This is a genomic window from Bradyrhizobium sp. P5_C12, from assembly GCF_054049735.1.
Genome location: NZ_JBFULU010000010.1, coordinates 192,135 through 210,455, shown reverse-complemented (window position 1 = coordinate 210,455; position 18,321 = coordinate 192,135). Strand labels below are relative to the sequence as shown.

Annotated in this window: 17 protein-coding genes; 8 read left to right on the top strand and 9 right to left on the bottom strand. The window is 66.2% G+C overall.

Annotated elements, in window-relative coordinates:
• Window positions 1–62: 62 nt before the first annotated feature.
• Both ACXJMY_RS12610 and ACXJMY_RS12605 read right to left on the bottom strand, forming a co-directional pair.
• Window positions 63–839, bottom strand: coding sequence for an MBL fold metallo-hydrolase (locus tag ACXJMY_RS12610; protein WP_456619653.1), 777 nt, complete (start codon window positions 837–839; stop codon window positions 63–65).
• A gap of 12 nt (window positions 840–851) precedes the next feature.
• Entirely contained in the window at window positions 852–1,766 is a 915-nt protein-coding gene (locus ACXJMY_RS12605; RefSeq protein WP_456619652.1) for a DMT family transporter, read from the bottom strand.
• Between the two features lie 99 nt (window positions 1,767–1,865).
• On the opposite strand from ACXJMY_RS12605, the gene ACXJMY_RS12600 reads away from it, so the two are divergent.
• Window positions 1,866–2,729, top strand: a complete 864-nt coding sequence (locus tag ACXJMY_RS12600) for a LysR substrate-binding domain-containing protein (protein WP_456619651.1) — start codon at window positions 1,866–1,868, stop codon at window positions 2,727–2,729.
• An 11-nt stretch (window positions 2,730–2,740) separates the two neighbouring features.
• Here the strand turns inward: ACXJMY_RS12600 and ACXJMY_RS12595 are convergent, their stop codons facing one another.
• The 5 genes from ACXJMY_RS12595 to ACXJMY_RS12575 all read right to left on the bottom strand — a co-directional run bounded on the left by ACXJMY_RS12595 (window position 2,741) and on the right by ACXJMY_RS12575 (window position 9,200).
• Window positions 2,741–3,145: a hypothetical protein gene (locus tag ACXJMY_RS12595; protein WP_456619650.1), complete on the bottom strand. Its 405-nt coding sequence runs from the start codon at window positions 3,143–3,145 to the stop codon at window positions 2,741–2,743.
• 10 nt (window positions 3,146–3,155) lie between these two features.
• Window positions 3,156–3,854: a ligase-associated DNA damage response endonuclease PdeM gene (pdeM, locus tag ACXJMY_RS12590; RefSeq protein WP_456619660.1), complete on the bottom strand. Its 699-nt coding sequence runs from the start codon at window positions 3,852–3,854 to the stop codon at window positions 3,156–3,158.
• Window positions 3,855–4,124: 270 nt separating this feature from the next.
• Window positions 4,125–6,719, bottom strand: a complete 2,595-nt coding sequence (locus ACXJMY_RS12585) for a ligase-associated DNA damage response DEXH box helicase (RefSeq protein WP_456619649.1) — start codon at window positions 6,717–6,719, stop codon at window positions 4,125–4,127.
• Window positions 6,720–6,929: 210 nt separating this feature from the next.
• Complete coding sequence (locus tag ACXJMY_RS12580; RefSeq protein ID WP_456619648.1) at window positions 6,930–8,159, bottom strand: ABC transporter substrate-binding protein; 1,230 nt, start codon at window positions 8,157–8,159, stop codon at window positions 6,930–6,932.
• Window positions 8,160–8,273: 114 nt separating this feature from the next.
• Window positions 8,274–9,200 carry a methyltransferase domain-containing protein gene (locus ACXJMY_RS12575; protein ID WP_456619647.1) on the bottom strand — a complete coding sequence of 309 codons (927 nt, stop codon included), beginning with the start codon at window positions 9,198–9,200 and terminating at the stop codon, window positions 8,274–8,276.
• Window positions 9,201–9,332: 132 nt separating this feature from the next.
• On the opposite strand from ACXJMY_RS12575, the gene ACXJMY_RS12570 reads away from it, so the two are divergent.
• From ACXJMY_RS12570 to ACXJMY_RS12550, 5 genes are all read left to right on the top strand, one after another.
• Window positions 9,333–10,370, top strand: coding sequence for a ligase-associated DNA damage response exonuclease (locus ACXJMY_RS12570; protein ID WP_456619659.1), 1,038 nt, complete (start codon window positions 9,333–9,335; stop codon window positions 10,368–10,370).
• Entirely contained in the window at window positions 10,367–12,304 is a 1,938-nt protein-coding gene (locus tag ACXJMY_RS12565) for an ATP-dependent DNA ligase (protein ID WP_456619646.1), read from the top strand. The genes ACXJMY_RS12570 and ACXJMY_RS12565 overlap by 4 nt, the downstream gene beginning before the upstream one ends.
• 314 nt (window positions 12,305–12,618) lie before the next feature.
• Window positions 12,619–12,921, top strand: a complete 303-nt coding sequence (locus ACXJMY_RS12560; RefSeq protein ID WP_456619645.1) for a DUF6460 domain-containing protein — start codon at window positions 12,619–12,621, stop codon at window positions 12,919–12,921.
• 22 nt (window positions 12,922–12,943) lie between these two features.
• A complete protein-coding gene (locus ACXJMY_RS12555; RefSeq protein WP_456619644.1) occupies window positions 12,944–13,678 on the top strand; it encodes an MBL fold metallo-hydrolase in 735 nt (244 codons plus the stop codon).
• Between the two features lies 1 nt (window position 13,679).
• Window positions 13,680–15,059 (top strand): MATE family efflux transporter, encoded by a 1,380-nt coding sequence (locus tag ACXJMY_RS12550; protein ID WP_456619643.1) that lies wholly within the window; start codon window positions 13,680–13,682, stop codon window positions 15,057–15,059.
• A gap of 95 nt (window positions 15,060–15,154) precedes the next feature.
• Here the strand turns inward: ACXJMY_RS12550 and ACXJMY_RS12545 are convergent, their stop codons facing one another.
• A complete protein-coding gene (locus ACXJMY_RS12545) occupies window positions 15,155–16,252 on the bottom strand; it encodes a quinone-dependent dihydroorotate dehydrogenase (RefSeq protein ID WP_456619642.1) in 1,098 nt (365 codons plus the stop codon).
• Window positions 16,249–16,593, bottom strand: coding sequence for a DUF952 domain-containing protein (locus ACXJMY_RS12540; RefSeq protein WP_456619641.1), 345 nt, complete (start codon window positions 16,591–16,593; stop codon window positions 16,249–16,251). Before ACXJMY_RS12540 ends, ACXJMY_RS12545 begins: the two co-directional genes overlap by 4 nt.
• Before the next feature lie 230 nt (window positions 16,594–16,823).
• Here ACXJMY_RS12540 and ACXJMY_RS12535 point away from each other — a divergent pair, with 230 nt between their 5' ends.
• Window positions 16,824–17,477 (top strand): S24 family peptidase, encoded by a 654-nt coding sequence (locus ACXJMY_RS12535; RefSeq protein ID WP_456619640.1) that lies wholly within the window; start codon window positions 16,824–16,826, stop codon window positions 17,475–17,477.
• Between the two features lie 91 nt (window positions 17,478–17,568).
• Window positions 17,569–18,321, top strand: a complete 753-nt coding sequence (locus tag ACXJMY_RS12530; protein WP_456619639.1) for a carbonic anhydrase — start codon at window positions 17,569–17,571, stop codon at window positions 18,319–18,321.

Here is an 18,321-nt window from a genome sequence, read left to right as displayed (position 1 = left end):
GGGTATGGGTCCCGGCCTTCGCCGGGACGACGCTGGTGGCTAGCACCAGCGTCGGCGGAGAGCTACGGCGCCTCCACCACCGTCGGCACGCCCGGCTCCAGCAACCGCAGCCGCGGCCCGAAACCCAGCACGTCGAAGGTCTTGCGCAAATCCTCGCCGTTCTGGCGGAAATGCGCCCAGCCCTCGGTGTGCAGCGGCACGATCACCGCATCGGGGAAGGCGCGCGCGGTCTCGATGGTATCGTTGGTGTCCATGGTGAGATGGAACGGCCCGCGCGTCTGCGCGGCGCCGGCGAAGGGCAGCACCACGCCGCACTTGAACCGGCGCGCGACTTCGGCGACGCCGTCGAACCAGGTGGTGTCGCCGCTGATATAGACCGAGGTAGTGTCCTTCCGGCTCGACGACACCACGAAGCCGATGACGTCGCCCGACAGCGGCTCGATGCCGGCCGGACCGTGACGCGCGGGCGTCGCGGTGATCGTCAGCGAATTGCCGTCGCGATCCCTCAGATGGGCGGTCGCCCAGGGCGCGAGGCCCTCGACATGGCCGCCGAGGCGCTGCGCGCCGGCCTCGGTCGTCAGCACGCGTTTCACATGTTTGAGAAAGTCGCGGCCGGAATTGTCGAGATTGTCCGAATGCTGGTCGTGGCTGAGCAGGACCGCGTCGACCGGGCCGATCGCATCGGCCTTCATCGCAGGGCCGATGGTCTTCTCCAGCGTCACATGCGGCAGCTGATAGGCGGTGTGCGCGTCGTCGAAGGTCGGATCGGTGAGCAGGCGGAAGCCGTCGATCTCGATCAGCGCGGTCGGGCCGCCGATCAGGGTGATGGAGATGGGCATGAATAACTCCTCCTACGACACAGGCTTCGCGGCGGGCCGCGTCACCAGATAGATGCCGAGCGCGACCGGGATGATCCCGAGCAGGTCGCGGGCCTCGACATGCTCGCCGAGCACGAGATACGCGAACAGCATGCCGAGCGGTGGCATCAGGAAATGGTAGGCGCTGGCGGCGGTGGCGCCACACACTTTCAGGAGATGAAACCAGAGCCAGTAGGCCAGGATCGAGCCGCCGAGCACCAGGAAGGCGAAGGCGCCGATCAGGCTCGCCGTAAAGTCGATCGCATGGACATCGGCGAAGGTGAGCGCGACCGGCGTCAGCACGATGCCGGCGGCGAGATTCTGCACGCCGTTGCCGATCCACAAGGACCCCTTCGGGGCGAGCAGCTTGAACAGGATGGTGCCGGCGACGATGGAGGCGAGCGAGGCCAGCGTGAAGACGATGCCGTGCCATGAATCGGTGCCGACCGACAGCCGATGCCAGACGATCGCGGTGACGCCGATGATACCGAGCAACAGGCCGCCCGCCTTGCGCCAGGTCATGCCTTCGCCGAGCAGGAGCGCTGCGAGCGCCGCCGTGAACACCGGATTGGCCGAGACGATCAGGCCGCCGAGGCCGGCGGAGACCGATTGCAGCCCGGTATAGCCGAGCCCGAGATAGAGCGCGTTGTTGGCAATGCCGAGCACGGCGAAGATCGCGGAATCGCGCCACGACAGCGACCAGTGGTCGCCGCGGATCAGCGTGGCACCGATGATCAGAATGCCGGCGAGCGAGAAGCGCGCGGCGAGCAGGATCAGCGGCGGGCAATGGGTGACGCCGATCTTGCCGGCGACGAAGGCATAGCTCCAGAGCAGGCAGAACAGGCCGATCGCGAGCGGAAGCGTATTGAAGCGGCTGCGGGGAACGGCAATCGAGGGGGCGAGCGACATGTGGGCATTTCTCCTGAGCCCTCGATCTAGAGACCCGGCTTGTCATTTGGAAATTAAATGATTAACTTCTGATCAGTTGATTTTCGAATGGAGGCGCCCATGCTCGATCTCGAGCTTCTGCGCAGCTTCGTCTCGGTGGTCGATGCCGGCGGTTTCACCCGTGCCGGCGAACGCGTCCACCGCACGCAATCGACCGTCAGCCAGCAGATCAAGCGGCTGGAGGAGGACGTCGGTCAGGTGCTGCTGCATCGCGACGGCAAGGACGTGCGCCCGACCGAGGCCGGCGAACGGCTGCTGTCCTACGCACGGCGGCTGCTCTCGCTCGCCGAGGAGGCGCGCGACGTGCTGAGCCAGCCCGACAGCGAGGGCGCGATCCGGCTTGGTATCCCCGAGGATTTTGCGGCGTACCGGCTGGCGAAACTGCTGGGCGCGTTCGCGCGCTCGCATCCGGGGCTGCGGCTCGACGTGCGTGCCGACCAGAGCAAGAATCTCGCTCGCGATCTCGATCGCGGCGAGCTCGACCTTGCGCTTTACAAGCGCGAGGCCGGCGCCAAGGGCGCCATCGCGGTGTGGCCGGAGCAGGTGCACTGGGTCACCAGCAAGAGCCATCCGATCGATGCCGGCGCGCCGTCGGTGCCGCTGATCGGCTTTCCGCTCGGCTGCCTCTACCGCGCCGGCGCCATCCACGCGCTGGAAAGCGCGGGCCGCATCTGGCACATGGCCTATACCTCATCGAGCCTCGCCGGCATCCAGGCCGCCGTCGCCGCCGGCATGGGCCTGAGCATCTTGTCCGAAATGTCGATCCAGCCCGATCACCGCGTGCTGACCGCCAAGGACGGCTTTGCGCCGATCAACCGGACCGAAGTGGCGTTGATGGCCGCGCCGGGCGCCAGCCCCGCGACGCTGCGGCTCGCGGATCGGCTGGCGGAGTTTTGCGACGACGTGCAGGCGAAGGCGGCTTAGCGAGCCGACGGCTAAGGGTTGACCAAAGCTTCTTTGGCCAGCACCCAGCCAGAAAGGCCATACGACGAATTTAGAACGAAGCCCTTAACGCCCTTTGCCGCGAGCGCCTGCGCCGCAGCAGCCAAATCGGCAGCCCATGGCCCCGGGGCACCCGCCATTCGATAAGACTCCGCGATCCTGGAGCCGTAGTCCGCAAACACCTGCTCAATGGAGACAGCCGCCAATGAGGAGATGATGTTTCCGAATGCGTCGTCATCAAATTGATATCCCTCCACACCATTGAAAACGATGGTTCGGGGCGGCTGCTCGCGCTTTGCAACGTCTCTGGGATCGGGCTTTGTGTGAAGCTTGATCTGGCGGGCTTCGCAGTTCACCTCGTAAGCAACGACAAAATCATCATGAAGCGAGGGCAGCATGGTCGCGTCCTCAATAGCACCGCGACGCGGCGATGGCGTGGACACGGCGGTCGCCGAGGAGATGGGCGACAAAACCATTGCTGGCAAAGATCTTTGCGAACGCCGCATCACGGATGCTGAGGCCGCCGGCATAGGCGCCGAAGGCGGGCATCACGGCGCGCATCCCGTCGCTGGCGAAGCAGCGACGCTCCATCGAGCGGCCGCGCGCGGAGACGCGGGCCTTCGGATGCAGATGGCCGGCGATCTCGCCATGCCCGCCGGTCGGCTCGTGGCGGAAGGTGATCGGGCCGATCGCGATTTCGTCGGCGATGGTGCCGCCGAGATCGCGCGGCAGCATCGGATCGTGATTGCCCGAGATCCAGATCCAGTCGCGACCGCTCTGGAGTGCGGCGACGGCGTCGCGATCCTCCGCGGAAAGGCGCTCATGCGCGGTGCGATCGTGAAAACTGTCGCCGAGCGCGATGACTACACGGGGATCATGGCGGGAGATGACAGCAGCGAGGCGGCCGAGCGTTGCGATCGTATCGTAAGGCGGCAGCAGCACGCCGCGCGTGGCGAAGCTCGAGCCCTTTTCCAGATGCAGGTCGGAAACGACGAGCAGGCGCTGCTCTTCCCAGAACAGCGCGCCGGAGAGATCGACGTGAAACGACACGCCGGCGACATCGAGAGCGCGCGTTGAAGTGATCGATAGCGCAACGTTCTCCGTCATGGCCGGGCGTAGCCGTTCGAAGAACGGCGTCGCTTCCGCTCGCCTGTGCCCGGCCATCCACGTGCCACCTTTCTCTCCGTCATTCCGGGGCGCGCGTTAGCGCGAACTATGGTGCGCAATTGCGCACCTGAGAATCTCGAGATCCCGGGTTCGATGCTTCGCATTGCCCCGGGATGACCGTGCCGGCGGAAAGGCGTAGATGCCCGGGTCAAGCCCGGGCAAGACGATGTGGAAGGAGTGGTGCCCCAAAAATTCATTCGCGCGAACAGTCTACGACATCGCCTCTTTGACGAGCTCGTCGGCGGCCTCCGCCAACAGCTCGTCTCCAGCTTCGCCATAAACTGACTCGCGGCCGATTTCCAGCATCACGGGGACGGCGAGCGGGGAGACGTGGTCGAGTTCCCGGTGGGTGATGCGGCCCCGGATGCGGGCGAGCATGCCGCCGAGGCGGCGCAGGTCGAGCAGGCCGGTGGCGGCATCGGCGCGGGCGGCGCGCAGCAGCACGTGATCGGCCTGGTGTTTGCGCAAAACGTCGTAGACCAGATCGGTCGAGAACAGCACCTGGCGGCGGCTCTTGTCCTCGTCGGTGAAGCGGCGCTCGATCAGGCCGGAGATCAGCGCGCAGTTGCGGAAGGTGCGTTTCATCAGCGCGGATTCCGCGAGCCAGGCCTCGAGGTCGTCGCCGAGCATGTCGGGATTAAACAGCGCGTCGAGATCGAGCTGGCCATTGCGGATCATGAAGGAGGCATCGCCGAGCCCCCAGATCGCGACCGCATATTCATTGGCGACGAAACCGAGCGGCCGGGCGCGCATCCGCTCCAGCCGGCGCGTCAAGAGCATGCCGAGCGTCTGATGCGCGAGGCGCCCCTCGAAGGGATAGCAGATGAGATAGTGCTTGCTGCCGCGTGGAAAGGTTTCGACCAGCAATTCGCGCACGCCGGGGACGCGGGAGACATCCTTCTGCAACGACAGCCAGTCGCGCACCTGCTCGGGCAGGCCGCCCCACGCGCGCCTGTCGTCGAGCAGGCGCCGCACGCGCTCCGCAAGATAGGTCGAGAGCGGAAATTTGCCGCCCATATAGGACGGCACTTTCGGGTCCTTGTCAGCGGCGCGGGAGACATAGACCTGGTCTTCGGCGAGCGCCTCGTAGCGCACCACTTCTCCGCCGAACACGAAGGTGTCGCCGGGGGTGAGGCCCTCGATGAAATATTCCTCGATCTCGCCGAGCACACGACCGGTGCGCGCGATCGGGCCGGTCGCGCCGGCACCGGTGGTGCGCGAGCGCACCAGGCGCACCTTCAGCATCGGCTCCTCGACGATGGTGCCGACATTGAGGCGATAGCTCTGCCGCACCTTTGGATTGGCGACGCGCCAGCGGCCCTGCTTGTCCTGCTTGATGCGGGCGAAGCGCTCATAGGTCTTCAGCGCGTAGCCGCCGGTGGCGACGAAATCGACGACGTCGTCGAAATCCCGCCGCGCGAGATCGGCATAGGGTGCGGCGGTGCGCACCTCGTCATAGAGCTCGTCGATGAGAAACGGCTCGCCGCAGGCGCGGCCGAGCACGTGCTGGGCCAGCACGTCGAGCGCGCCGGTACGCAAGGGCGGCGTGTCCTGCGCATTCTCCGCGATGGCGTCGATCGCGACGCGGCACTCCAGCACCTCGAAGCGGTTCGCCGGCACCAGCACGGCGCGCGAGGCCTCGTCGAGGCGGTGGTTGGCGCGGCCGATGCGCTGCATCAGGCGCGAGGAGCCCTTCGGCGCGCCGATATTGACGACGAGATCGACGTCGCCCCAATCGACGCCGAGGTCGAGCGAGGAGGTGCAGACCACGCCGCGCAATTTGCCGGCCGACATCGCGTCCTCGACCTTGCGGCGCTGGGCGACGTCGAGCGAGCCATGATGCAGCGCGATGGCAAGGTTGTCGTCGTTCATGCGCCAGAGATCCTGGAACAGCATCTCGGCCTGGCTGCGGGTGTTGACGAAGACCAGCGTGGTCTTGTTCTGCTTGATCAGGTCATAGACTTCGGCAAGGGCGTGGCGCGCGCTGTGACCGGCCCAGGGCAGGCGCTCGCGCGTATCCAGCATCTCGACCAGCGGCGGCGCCGCGCCGCCGGCGGTGACGATGTCGGCCGACTCGGCCTTGTCCTTCGGTTGCGGCACCAGGAAGCGCGCCAGCGATTCCGGCTCGGCCACCGTCGCCGACAGGCCGATCGCGCGCATCTCGGGCGCCAGCCGCCACAGCCGCGCCAGCCCGAGCGACAACAGGTCACCGCGCTTGGAGGTGACCAGCGCGTGCAGCTCGTCGAGCACGATGCGCTTGAGCGAGGAGAACAGGAACGGCGCGTCGTCGGAGGAGAGCAGCAGCGCGAGCTGCTCCGGCGTCGTCAGCAGGATGTCCGGCGGATAGCGCCGCTGGCGCTGCCGCCGCGACACCGGCGTGTCGCCGGTGCGGGTCTCGATCTTGATCGGCAGCCCCATCTCGGCGACCGGAAGTTCGAGGTTGCGCGCGATGTCGACGGCGAGGGCCTTGAGCGGCGAGATGTAGAGGGTGTGGAGACCGCCGGAGCGCTGCAGGGTGCGGCCGGTGGAGACCACGGCCTTCGCCGGGGCCATTTCCGTCGAAGCCATTTTCGTCGAAGCCTTGGGCGCATCACTCAGCTCCACCAGCGTCGGCAGAAATCCCGCCAGCGTCTTGCCGGCGCCGGTCGGCGCGATCAGCAATGCGCTAGCGTCCTCGCGCGCCTTCGCCAGCAGCGCCAATTGATGCGCGCGCGGCGACCAGCCGCGGCCCGCGAACCACGCCTGGAAGCGGTCGGGCAGCAGCGCAGCCGGCTCGGCCGAGGTTTTGAGGATGCGGGGCGGCACGGCATCACAGGTAAGCCGTGGGGATGGGTTCGTCGAGGGGGTGGGCTTCTTCGCCTCTCCCCGCTTGCGGGGAGAGGCCGGCGCGAAGCGGCGGGTGAGGGGGAGCCTCCGCGAGTCCAACTGCCCCCGTCCGCGCGGAGAGAGCCCCTCACCCCGACCCTCTCCCCGTAAGAACGGGGAGAGGGGAAGAGACAGCGGCGTGCGCGCCCCCTACTCCGACATCGGCTTGTCGGAGATGTCCCAGTCCTTGCCGCTGAAGGTGGAGATGAAGAGCGTCTTCATCGGCGTGTAGTCGTCGGGCGTGTAGCTGTAATTCACGCCGTCGAGGAAATAGGGCGAGTGGAAGCCGTTGAGATTCGACGCCTGCTTCAAGACGTTGGCGCGGGTGAGATCATCGCCGCAGCGGCGCAAAATCTCGCCCATGGTGACGGCCTGGCCGTAACCGGCGAAGGCGATGGTGTTGTCTTGATCGATCGCCGGCGTGTATTTCTTGCGCAACTCCTCGAACGCCATCACGTCCGGGTCCTTCTCCCATTTGGGCAGGCCGACTTCCTTGTTGTAGCGGATGGCGACGATGCCGGCGGCATTCTCGAGGCCCGCGGCGTTTAGGATCGAGCGGCCGGTCGAGCCCGCCGAGAGCAATTGCAGCGGCTTCCAGCCGAGCTCAGCCACTTTCCGGATCGACTGCGACGACGCCTTGCCGGTGGAGATGTTGTAGAACACGTCGGCGCCCGACTTCGAGAGATTGATGAGCTGGGAATCGACGGTCGGCTCGGTCAGATCGTAGGTCTGCTCCATGATCACCTGCGCGGTGCCGCCGGCATCGGCCAGCACCTTCTTGAAGGGACCGAGGAAGTCGCGGCCGAAATCGTCGTTCTGGTAGAGGATGCCGATCTTGGCGTTCGGCTTCACGGCAACGACGTGCCGAGCCAGGATGCGTGCCTCGGTCGGATAGAGCGGCAGGCCCGCCATCGTCCATTTGAACTCTTTCGGGTTGTTCCACTTCGACGCGCCGGTGTTGAGCAGCAGTTGCGGCACGCCCTTCGAGTTCAGGTATTTGTGCACGGCGGTCTGCGGCGCGGTGCCGAGCGAGCCGTAGAGCGCCAGCACTTCCTCCTGCTCGACCAGGCGCCGCGTCGCCTCGACGCATTTCGGCGCGCTGTAGGCGTCGTCCATGGTGAGGAATTTGATCTTGCGCCCGTTGATGCCGCCCTTCTCGTTCAGCATCTGGAAATAGGCCTCGCCGATGCGCCCGAGCACGCCATAGAGCGAGCCGGGGCCGGAATGCGGCACGGTCTGCCCGATCTTGATCTCGGTGTCGCTGGCGCCGGCGTCGTATTTCTTGTCAGCGGCCCAGACGTAAGGCGCAGGCAGCGTCGATGCGGCGATGGTGGCGAGCGCGGCGGCGCTGAAATCGCGCCGCGATGGATTCTTCGTCATTGTTTGTTTCTCCCTGTTGCGCGCATTGTGCTGGCATCGCGGCACGGCTCGCAAGTGGGAAGTCGCAGCTTTGCGACGCAATGACGCTCAAATCGGCGCGTATAGCGCCTAGACTCAAGTTTTCTCGGCGACGACGACGAGGCCGCGCACCGGCTCGTTGTTCTCGTTGCGCGGCGATGCCGGGTCCAATGTCAGGAGCTTGAATCCGGCCTTGGCCATGGCGCCGCGCACATATTCCGCGGAATGGGCATAGCGCAGGCCTTCGCCGAGAACGACGCCGCCAGCGTCATGCGTCTCCAGCGTGAAGGCGAGCACGCCGCCCGATGCAAGCACGCGCACGGCTTCGGTCAGCACCGGCGCGAGATCGGAGAGATAGACGAAGGCGTCCGCCGCCACGACAAGGTTCGCGCTCGCATCAGCCTTGCCGCGCAGGCCCTCGATCATGTCGGCGACTTCGAGCTCGGCGTAGAGCTCCGTCGCGCGTGCCTCCTTGATCATGCCGGGCGACAGATCAATGCCGGTGAAATGATCGACCTGCCTTGCGAAGGCGGCTGCCGCAAGGCCCGTGCCGCAGCCGAGATCGATGGCGCGCTTGAACAAGGCGGGCTTCTTCGCGGCGACCCGCGCGGCCAGCACCGCCTTGAAGATCAGGGACGGCGCGCGATAGCCGAGATCGTTGATCAGCACGTGCTCGAAGCGCGGCGCATATTGATCGAACAGGGCCTGCACATAGGCTTTGGGCATCTCCGTCATCTGCGCATCGCCGAGCCGTATCAGATGCAGGCCGGCGCCATGCTGATCCTCCGGATCGAACTCCCGCGATTTACGCAACGCCGCGATGGCCTTGTCGCGCTCGCCGAGCTGCTGACGGATCTCGCCGAGCGTGAACCAGGCCGAAGCGAAATTTGGGGCGAGCTCGATCGCCTGCTCCAGCAGGTCGGCAGCGGCCGGCAGATCGCCCTTGAGCTGGAGGTCGCGCGCGAACTCGAAGCGGCGGTCGGCCATGAGATCGCCGGAAGAGTGGAAAAGGCGCAGGGGCATCGGACTCGGCTCGTCATTGCCGGGCTTGACCCGGCAATCCATCAAAAAAGGAACTTTTTAAGTGGATGGATGCGCGGGTCAAGCCCGCGCATGACGGGTTAATTTGGGGTGGGCGCTGCCTATATGACGCACATGCGTCCGCAAGACATCCTGCTGCCAACTGCTGACGGCCTGTGCTGCAAGCCCGGCGGCTTCCATATCGATCCTGTGCGCCCGGTCGAGCGGGCGGTGATCACCCACGGCCATTCCGACCACGCCCGTGCCGGCCATGGCGCGGTGCTGGCGACGCAGGAAACGCTGGACATGATGCGGCTGCGCTATGGCGAGGATTTCGCCGGATCGACGCAAGCCATCCGCTATGGCGAGGAGATCCGGCTTGGCGATGTCAGCGTGAAATTCCACCCGGCCGGCCATGTCCTGGGCTCGGCGCAGATCGCGGTGACATGCAAGGACACCTGCATCGTCGCCTCCGGCGACTACAAGGACGCGCGAGATCCGACCTGCACGCCGTTCGAGCTCGTGCCCTGCGACGTCTTCATCACCGAGGCAACGTTCGGCCTGCCGGTATTTCGCCACGGCGATGCGGCCGACGAGGTGAGGAAGCTGCTGGCCTCGGTCGCATTGTTTCCGGAGCGCGCGCATCTCGTCGGCGCCTACTCGCTCGGCAAGGCCCAGCGCGTGATCGCGCTGCTGCGGCAGGCCGGCTATGACGCGCCGATCTATCTGCATGGCGCGATGGAGAAGATCACCGAGTACTATCAAAGCCGCGGCATCGCGCTCGGCGAGCTCAGGCCGGTGATTGGCGTGAAGAAGCCGGGGCTCGCCGGCACCATCACCCTGGCGCCGCCCTCGGCAACGTCCGATCTCTGGACACGCCGTTTTCCCGATCCCGTTACCGCCTTTGCGTCGGGGTGGATGCGCGTGCGCGCCCGCGCGCGGCAGCGCGGCGTCGAATTGCCGCTCGTGATCTCCGATCACGCCGACTGGGACGGCCTCACCGCCACGATCACCGCGACCGGCGCCGGCGAGATCTGGGTCACGCACGGCCAGGAAGACGCGCTGGTGCATTGGTGCAAGTCGCAGGGTTTGCGGGCGCAGCCGCTCGATCTCGTCGGCTATGGCGACGAGGGGGAGAGCGAGTCGCCACTCACTGATGAGGCCGAAGCATGAATCGCTTCGCCGAACTGCTGGACCGCCTCGCCTACGAGCCCGGCCGCAACAACAAGCTGCGGCTGATCACCGGCTACTTTCGCGAGGTCGGCGATCCCGACCGCGGCTATGCGCTGGCCGCGCTGACCGGCGCACTCAGCTTCAAGCACGCCAAGCCGGCACTGATCCGCGATCTGATCGCGGCGCGCACGGATGAGGTGTTGTTCGGGCTGAGTTACGACTACGTCGGCGATCTCTCGGAAACGGTGGCGCTGATGTGGCCGAAGCAGGTGCTCGGTAACGACGAATCTTTTCCGGGCCACCCCTCTCCCCCGCCCTCCCCCACATCCGCCTTCGCTAAAGCTTCGGCGGACAAAAGGGGGGAGGGAATGCAACAGAGTTCGGAGCAGTCGACAAGCAAGACGTCGGCAAACGCGAGCGAACCATTTTTGCATGAGGGACGCACTCCCTCCCCCCTCTTGTCCGCCGTAGCTCGAAGAGCGAAGGCGGATGTGGGGGAGGGTCAGGGAGGGGGGTACTCCGGGCGAGATGTCAGCGATGCACTCCACGCCCGCAACCACAACAACCCGCCTCCCCCAACCCTCACCGAGGTCGTCACCACGCTCCGCACCCTCGGCAAGACCGAGCTGCCGAAGCAGCTCGAACGCTGGCTCGACGAGCTCGACGAGACTGGCCGCTGGGCGCTTCTGAAGCTCGTCACCGGCGCGCTGCGGATCGGCATCTCCGCACGGCTGGCAAAGACCGCCGCGGCGGCGCTCGGCGACAAGGATCCGCACGAGGTCGAGCTGATCTGGCCCGGGCTCGCGCCGCCCTATCTCGACCTGTTCGCCTGGCTGGAGGGCCGCGGCGACAAGCCGGTCAATCGCGACCCCGCGCCGTTCCGCCCCGTGATGCTGGCGCATGCGATCGAGGATACGGATTTCGCCGCGCTCGATCCCGCCGACTACATCGCCGAATGGAAATGGGACGGCATCCGCGTGCAGGCGGTGGCAGGCCGCGACGACCGCGGCCACATCACGGCGCGACTCTATTCGCGCACCGGCGAGGACATCACGGGAAGCTTTCCGGACCTGGTGCCGTCGCTGCGCCTGCCAGGTGCGATCGACGGCGAGCTTCTGATCCTGCGCGAGGGCCGCGTGCAGAGCTTCAACGTCCTTCAGCAGAGGCTCAATCGCAAGGTCGTCTCGCCAAAGCTGATCAAGGAGTTTCCGATTCACCTCCGCGCCTATGACCTGCTCGGCGACGACGAGAACGATCTGCGCGAGCTGCCTTTCGCGGAACGGCGCGGACGGTTGGAAACCTTCATCGGGACGCTCGACGATCCGCGCATCGACCTGTCGCCCACGGTGCCGTTCGCAAGCTGGGAGGCGTTGACCGCCGCGCGCGCCGATCCTGCGAGTGCCGGCGCCGGCGAGGACGCGGACGCCGTCGAGGGCGTGATGCTGAAGCGGCGCGATGCGCCCTATCTGCCGGGACGGCCGAAGGGGCAATGGTGGAAGTGGAAGCGCGATCCCCACATCATCGACGCCGTGCTGATGTATGCGCAGCGCGGTCACGGCAAGCGCTCGTCCTATTATTCCGACTACACGTTCGGCGTCTGGACCGCAGGCGCGGACAGCGACGAGCTGGTGCCGGTCGGAAAGGCCTATTTTGGCTTCACCGACGAGGAGCTGCTCCAGATCGACCGCTTCGTCCGCAACAACACCACGGAGAAATTCGGGCCCGTGCGTCATGTCGTGCACGAGCCCGACAAGGGGCTGGTGCTGGAGGTGGCATTTGAAGGTCTCCAGCGCTCACCACGGCACAAATCCGGCGTCGCCATGCGCTTCCCCCGCATCAGCCGGTTGCGCTGGGACAAGCCGCCGCGGGAGGCCGACCGGCTGGAAACGCTGGAAAAGATGCTGAAGGCGGAGGCGGCGGAGGTTGAGGCTTGAAGTGTGCAGCGATGAGCCCCGACTAACGCCTGGGCGGAGGTGCGCCCCCTCTCCCGCTTGCGGGAGAGGGTTGGGGAGAGGGTGCCTCCACTGTGGGATTCCCCCAGAGGAGAGAGCCCTCACCCGACGCTTCGCGTCGACCTCTCCCGCGAGCGGGAGAGGTTTAGGAGCCCGCGGCGGGCAGCACACCCAAATTATAGCTCTGGCGCTTGTCCGAATTAAAATGCGGTAAGCTGATTGACGCCCCGTTGCGGGTTCCCCATGTGCCTCGCCGTGCCCTATAATGGGGTCGAATCCGCCCAAGGAGTTTCCAGATGGTCCAAGACGTCAGAGATTTGCCGGCCGGCCGCAGTGACGGCCTGAACCGCTTTCTCGGCGGCTCGCCGCTGGCGGTCGCGTTTCGCCTGGTCCTGCTCTCTGTCCTGGTCGGCGTCGTGCTGGCGGCGATCGGCTTCGACCCCTGGAACATCCTCTACAGCATTCGCCTCTTGTTCCAGCGTCTCTGGGATCTCGGCTTCGACACCATCAACTGGCTGTGGCGCTATTTCCTGCTCGGCGCGGTCATCGTGGTCCCGGTCTGGCTGTTGATGCGCGTCTTCGGCGCGCCGCGCCGCTAAGACCCTTACGGAGTCGCAGCCGATGCAATTGCGCTTTGTCGGCTGCGGCGACGCCTTCGGTTCGGGCGGCAGGTTCAACACCTGCTTCCACGTTGCGGGCCGCGAGAGCAACTTCCTGATCGATTGCGGCGCCTCGTCGCTGCCGGCCCTGAAGCGGCTTGAGATCGAGCTCGACGCGATCGACCTGATCCTGATCACGCATTTCCATGGCGAACATTTTGCCGGGCTGCCGTTCTTCCTGATCGAGGCGCAATTTTCGCGGCGAACGCGGCCGCTGACGATCGCCGGCCCACAAGGCATCGAGACACGGCTCGCGCAGGTGATGGAGGCGCTGTTCGAGCACTCCACCAAACGGAAGCGGGGTTTTGATCTCTCCGTCGTCGAACTCGCACCCGGGCAAAGTCAAGACTTCGGCGCGGTGACGGTGACGCCCTATCCGGTCGTGCACGGCGAATCCGGCGGGCCCTTCCTCGCCTACCGCGTCGAGGCCGAAGGCCGCACGCTCGCCTACAGCGCCGATACCGAATGGACGGAGACGCTCATTCCGCTGGCGCATGGCGCGGACCTTTTCATCGCGGAAGCCTATATGTACGAGAAGGTGGTCAAGAACCATCTCAGCCTGAAGACCTTGGAACAGCATCTTCCCGCGATCGGCGCAAAACGCCTCGTCCTCACCCATATGAGCGACGATGTGCTGTCGCGCCTCGACGACATCGCCCATCTCCCCGCCGAAGACGGCATGGTGCTCGTGTTCTGACATGCACGCGCCCGTTCATCCCAAGGTCGGCTCCCGCCAGGTGTTCGCCATCGCGGGTCCGGCGATGGTCGCGAACCTCACCACGCCGCTGATCGGCGTGGTCTCGACCACGGCGATCGGACGACTGGACGATGCCGCGCTGCTCGGCGGCGTCGCGATGGCGTCGGTGATCTTCGACTGCCTGTTCTGGCTGTTCGGCTTCCTGCGCATGAGCACGCTCGCCTTCACCGCGCAGGCGCTCGGCGCGGGCGAGACGCGCGAATTGACTGCGATCCTGGTGCGCGGCTTCATCGTCGCGGGCCTGATCGGGGCCGCGCTGATCGCGCTGCAACTGCCGCTGACCGTGGCGCTATTCGACCTGATGGGCGGCAGCGAGGGCGTAACGCGCGCCGCAAAGACCTATTTCATGATCCGGATCTGGTCGTCGCCGTTCGCCTTCGCCAACTACGTCATCCTCGGCTGGCTGGTGGGACAAGCCCGCGCCAATCCGGCGCTCGCGCTCCAGGTCGTGATCAACCTCATCAACACGGCAGCGACCCTGGTGCTGGTGCTGGTCTACGACACCGGCATCGCGGGCGCGGCGATGGCCGCACTGCTGTCGGAGACGGTCGGTTTCGTGCTCGGCGTGATCGTCTGCCGGCGCCATGCGGATGGCGGCTTTGCCGTTGCCCGCGCGCGCCTGTTCGACCGTGGGAAACTGATGCGCATGCTGGCGGTGAACTCCGACATCATGATCCGCACCGCGGCGCTGATCGCGGTATTCCTGTTCTTCACCGCCAAGGGCGCGCGCGCCGGCGACGTCACGCTGGCCGCGAATTCCGTGCTCAACAATTTCCTGCTGGTCAGCGCCTTCTTCCTCGACGGCCTTGCCAACGCGGCACAGCAGCTCTGCGGCCGCACCTTTGGCGCGCGCGACGCGAAAGGCTTTGCGGATTCGACCCGGCTGGTGCTGCTGTGGGGGCTCGGCTTCGCGCTGGTGGTTGCTGTGCTGTTCGCGCTGTTCGGCCCGAACATCATCAACTTCATGACCGCGAGCGAGGATGTCCGCCGCGCCGCGCGCGAGTTCCTGCCGTTCATCGTGCTCGCGCCGGTGCCGGGCGTGTTCGCCTTCGGCTTCGACGGCATCTATGTCGGCGCCACCTGGGCGCGCGAGATGCGCAATCTGATGCTGGCCTCGCTCGCGATCTTCCTCGCCACCTGGTGGGCGCTGCAATCGTTCGGCAATGCCGGGCTGTGGGTCGCGCTGATCGCGTTCTACGTCGCACGCGGCGGCTTGCAGGGCGCGCGCTATCCGGCGCTGTATGGGGCGACGTTCTCTTCTCCCTCGCCCCGCTTGCGGGGAGAGGGTCGGGGTGAGGGGGAGCCTCCGCAGGGACGGTGAGAGTTGGACTCGCGGAGACTCCCCTCACCCGGAATTTGCTCTCGCAAATTCCGGCCTCTCCCCGCACGCGGGGAGAAGCGAAGGGCAGCGCGGGCTTATAGCCCCGGCCAGTCTTCCGCCGTCAGCGTCGCCGCATCGGCGCCGACGATCTCGGACAGCGAATCCCGCCCCGTCCGCAGCATCGTCGAGGTGAGGTCGCGCTTGATCTCGTCGACGAGACCGAGGCCCTTGTAGACCAGCGACGAATAAAGCTGGATCAGGCTGGCGCCGGCGCGGATTTTCGTCAGCGCGGCGCCGCCGGAATCGACGCCGCCGACGCCGATCAGCGGGAAGGCGCCCTCGACCCGAACATAGGTCTCCGCGACCATGCGCGTCGACAGGCGGAACAGCGGCCGGCCGGACAGGCCGCCCTGCTCCTTCGCGCGCGTCGCCTCGCGCAGCGTGCTCGGCCGCGCGATGGTGGTGTTGGAGACGATCATGCCGTCGACCCGGCGCGAGCGCGCGACCTGCACGATGTCGTCGAGCTGGGCGAGGCTTAAGTCAGGCGCGATCTTCAGCAGCACCGGGGTGTCGCCGGCCTTCTGGCGTACCCGCTCGCGCGCATCGATCACTTTTGCCAGGAGCTCGTCGAGCAGCGCGCCCTCCTGGAGGTTGCGCAGGCCGGGCGTGTTGGGCGAGGAGACGTTGACGGTGAAATAGCTCGCGACCGGCGCGAAGGTCTCGATCAGCTTGACGTAGTCGGCGACGCGGTCGGGCGAATCCTTGTTGGCGCCGACATTGACGCCGACGATGCCGCCGTGCTGCGCGCGCGCGGCGAGCCGCCGAAGGGCTGTCTCCGCGCCGTCATTGTTGAAGCCCATGCGGTTGATGACGGCCTCGTCGCGCTCGAGCCGAAACAGCCGCGGCCGCGGATTGCCGCTCTGCGGCTTCGGCGTCACCGAGCCGATCTCGACGAAGCCGAAGCCGAGCCGCAACAGCGCATCCGGCACCTCCGCGCTCTTGTCGAAGCCCGCCGCCATGCCGATCGGATTGGGAAAGTTGAGCCCGAACGCGCGCACCGCGAGCTTGGGATCGTCGGGCCGCGGCTTACCGGGCGGCAGGAAGCGCAAGCCCTGGATCGCGAGCCGATGCGCGTCCTCCGGGTCGAGCCAGCGCAGCACCGGCAGTGAAAAGGCGTCGAAGGCGCGGATCACGGCAACAGCTCCGGAATGTCGTGGCCGCCGTCGGAGCGCACGTTGAGGTTCGTCACCGAAATCACCGCGCCGAGATCGAGCTCACCGTAGAGATGCGGAAACAGCTCGTCATTGCGCGAGCGCTCCCAGCGCAAGCCGGCTCCGAGCGCCTCATCGTCGACCTCGACCAGGAACAGTGCCCGCTGGCCGAAGAAATGCTTGCGCAAGGTCTCGGGAACCTGGGCAGCGGTCGAGAGATGGATGAAACCGTCGCGCGCGTCGTCCGCGCTGCCCCGGTAGACGCCGTCGCGTTCGGCCTCGCGCCAGGCCGAGGCCGGGCAGATTTTGTAGATCTTGACCACCGCTTGCGGAGCCCTGTTTGCCCGTTGAGACAGCTCGTTGAGTCAGCTCATTGAGTCAGCTCGTTGAGTCTCTTGGGGTTTTTCGTTTCTCACGGGTCTTTAAAGCCCGGGCGCGACCGTAATCGTCGCACCTCGCGAACTCAAGACTTAGCCGCTGCCCCTTGCACGAAAAACGGAAAACCGGTTGATTTGAGGACAGTTTTCCTGAGTTGCGACGGGCTGGACCTCCCATGGTCAGGCAGGCCAAAGCGCAGAGGATGCTAACCCACGATCAGATCTGGGTCGCGCTGGATCGACTGGCGGCGCGCGCCGGCCTGTCGCCGTCCGGGCTTGCCAAGCGCGCCGGGCTCGACCCGACCACCTTCAACAGATCCAAGCGCGTCACCTCCGACGGCCGCGAGCGCTGGCCCTCGACCGAATCGATCGCGAAGGCGCTCGCTGCGGCCGGCTCGTCGATCGACACCTTCGTGAAGCTGATCGACGACGACGCGGGCGACGGCCGATCGGTGCCGCTGCTGAGCTTCGCGCAGGCCGGCGCCAGCGGCTATTTCGACGACCTCGGCTTCCCCTCCGGCAAGGGCTGGGACAAGGTTGCGCCGCCGCTGGCCGGTGACGGTCACATCTTTGCGCTGGAGATTTCCGACGACACCCTGCAACCCGCCTATCGCGACGGCGACATCATCCTGGTCTCGCCGGGCGCGGCGATCCGCAAGGGCGACCGCGTGGTGGTGAAGACCAGAACGGGCGAACTCATGGTGAAGATGCTGAAACGCCGCACGGCGATGGGGCTGGAGTTGCGGTCGCTCGACGCGACGCAGGCCGAGCGCACGATGGCCGTCGGCGAGGTCGCGTGGGTCGCCAGGATCGTGTGGGCGAGCCAGTAGGTTCGGCGCGCGATTGCCGTTGCGACTCACCGCGCCCCTCGCCTAGGTTGCGCGGAATTCGCGCAACCTAATTCATTCCTGGGGGAATATGATGAATCGCCGTCACGCCTTGAAGGCGCTTGCGGGTCTCGCCCTTTGTCCGCTGTGCAAGCCGGCGTTCGCGGCCGAAGGCGCGCATTGGAGCTATGAGGGCGCCGGCGGCCCGGCCAAATGGGGCGACATCGATGCGGCCAACAAGGCCTGCGCGGTCGGCCTGCAACAGTCGCCGATCGACATCGACGGAGCGATCAAGTCGCAATTGCCCTCGCTGAAGCTGAACTGGGCCAGGAGCGCCGACACCATCGTCAATAACGGGCACACGATCCAGCTCAACTTCGCCGAGGGCAGCACGCTGGCGCTCGGCGACGTCAAGTACAAGCTGCTGCAAGTGCACTTCCACCGGCCGAGCGAGCACATGATCGCGGGCAAGAATTTTCCGATGGAGGCGCATTTCGTCCACCGTGCCGACTCCGGCGGGCTCGCCGTGGTCGGCGTGCTGATGGCCGAGGGCAAGCCGAACGCGACTTTCAGCCAGATCATCAAGACCATGCCGGCCACGGAAGGGACCACGGTGAAGGCCGACAGCAACATCCATCCCGGCGCCATGCTGCCGCAGAAGCTCAGCTACTTCCGCTATCCCGGCTCGCTGACCACGCCGCCGTGCTCGGAGGTGGTCGAATGGCTGCTGCTGACCGACCCGATCCAGGTCGCGAGCGCCGATATCGCCGCGTTCGCGAAGCTCTATCCCATGAACGCGCGGCCGGTGCAGAAGGACAACCGCCGTTACGTGCTGCGCTCGACCTGA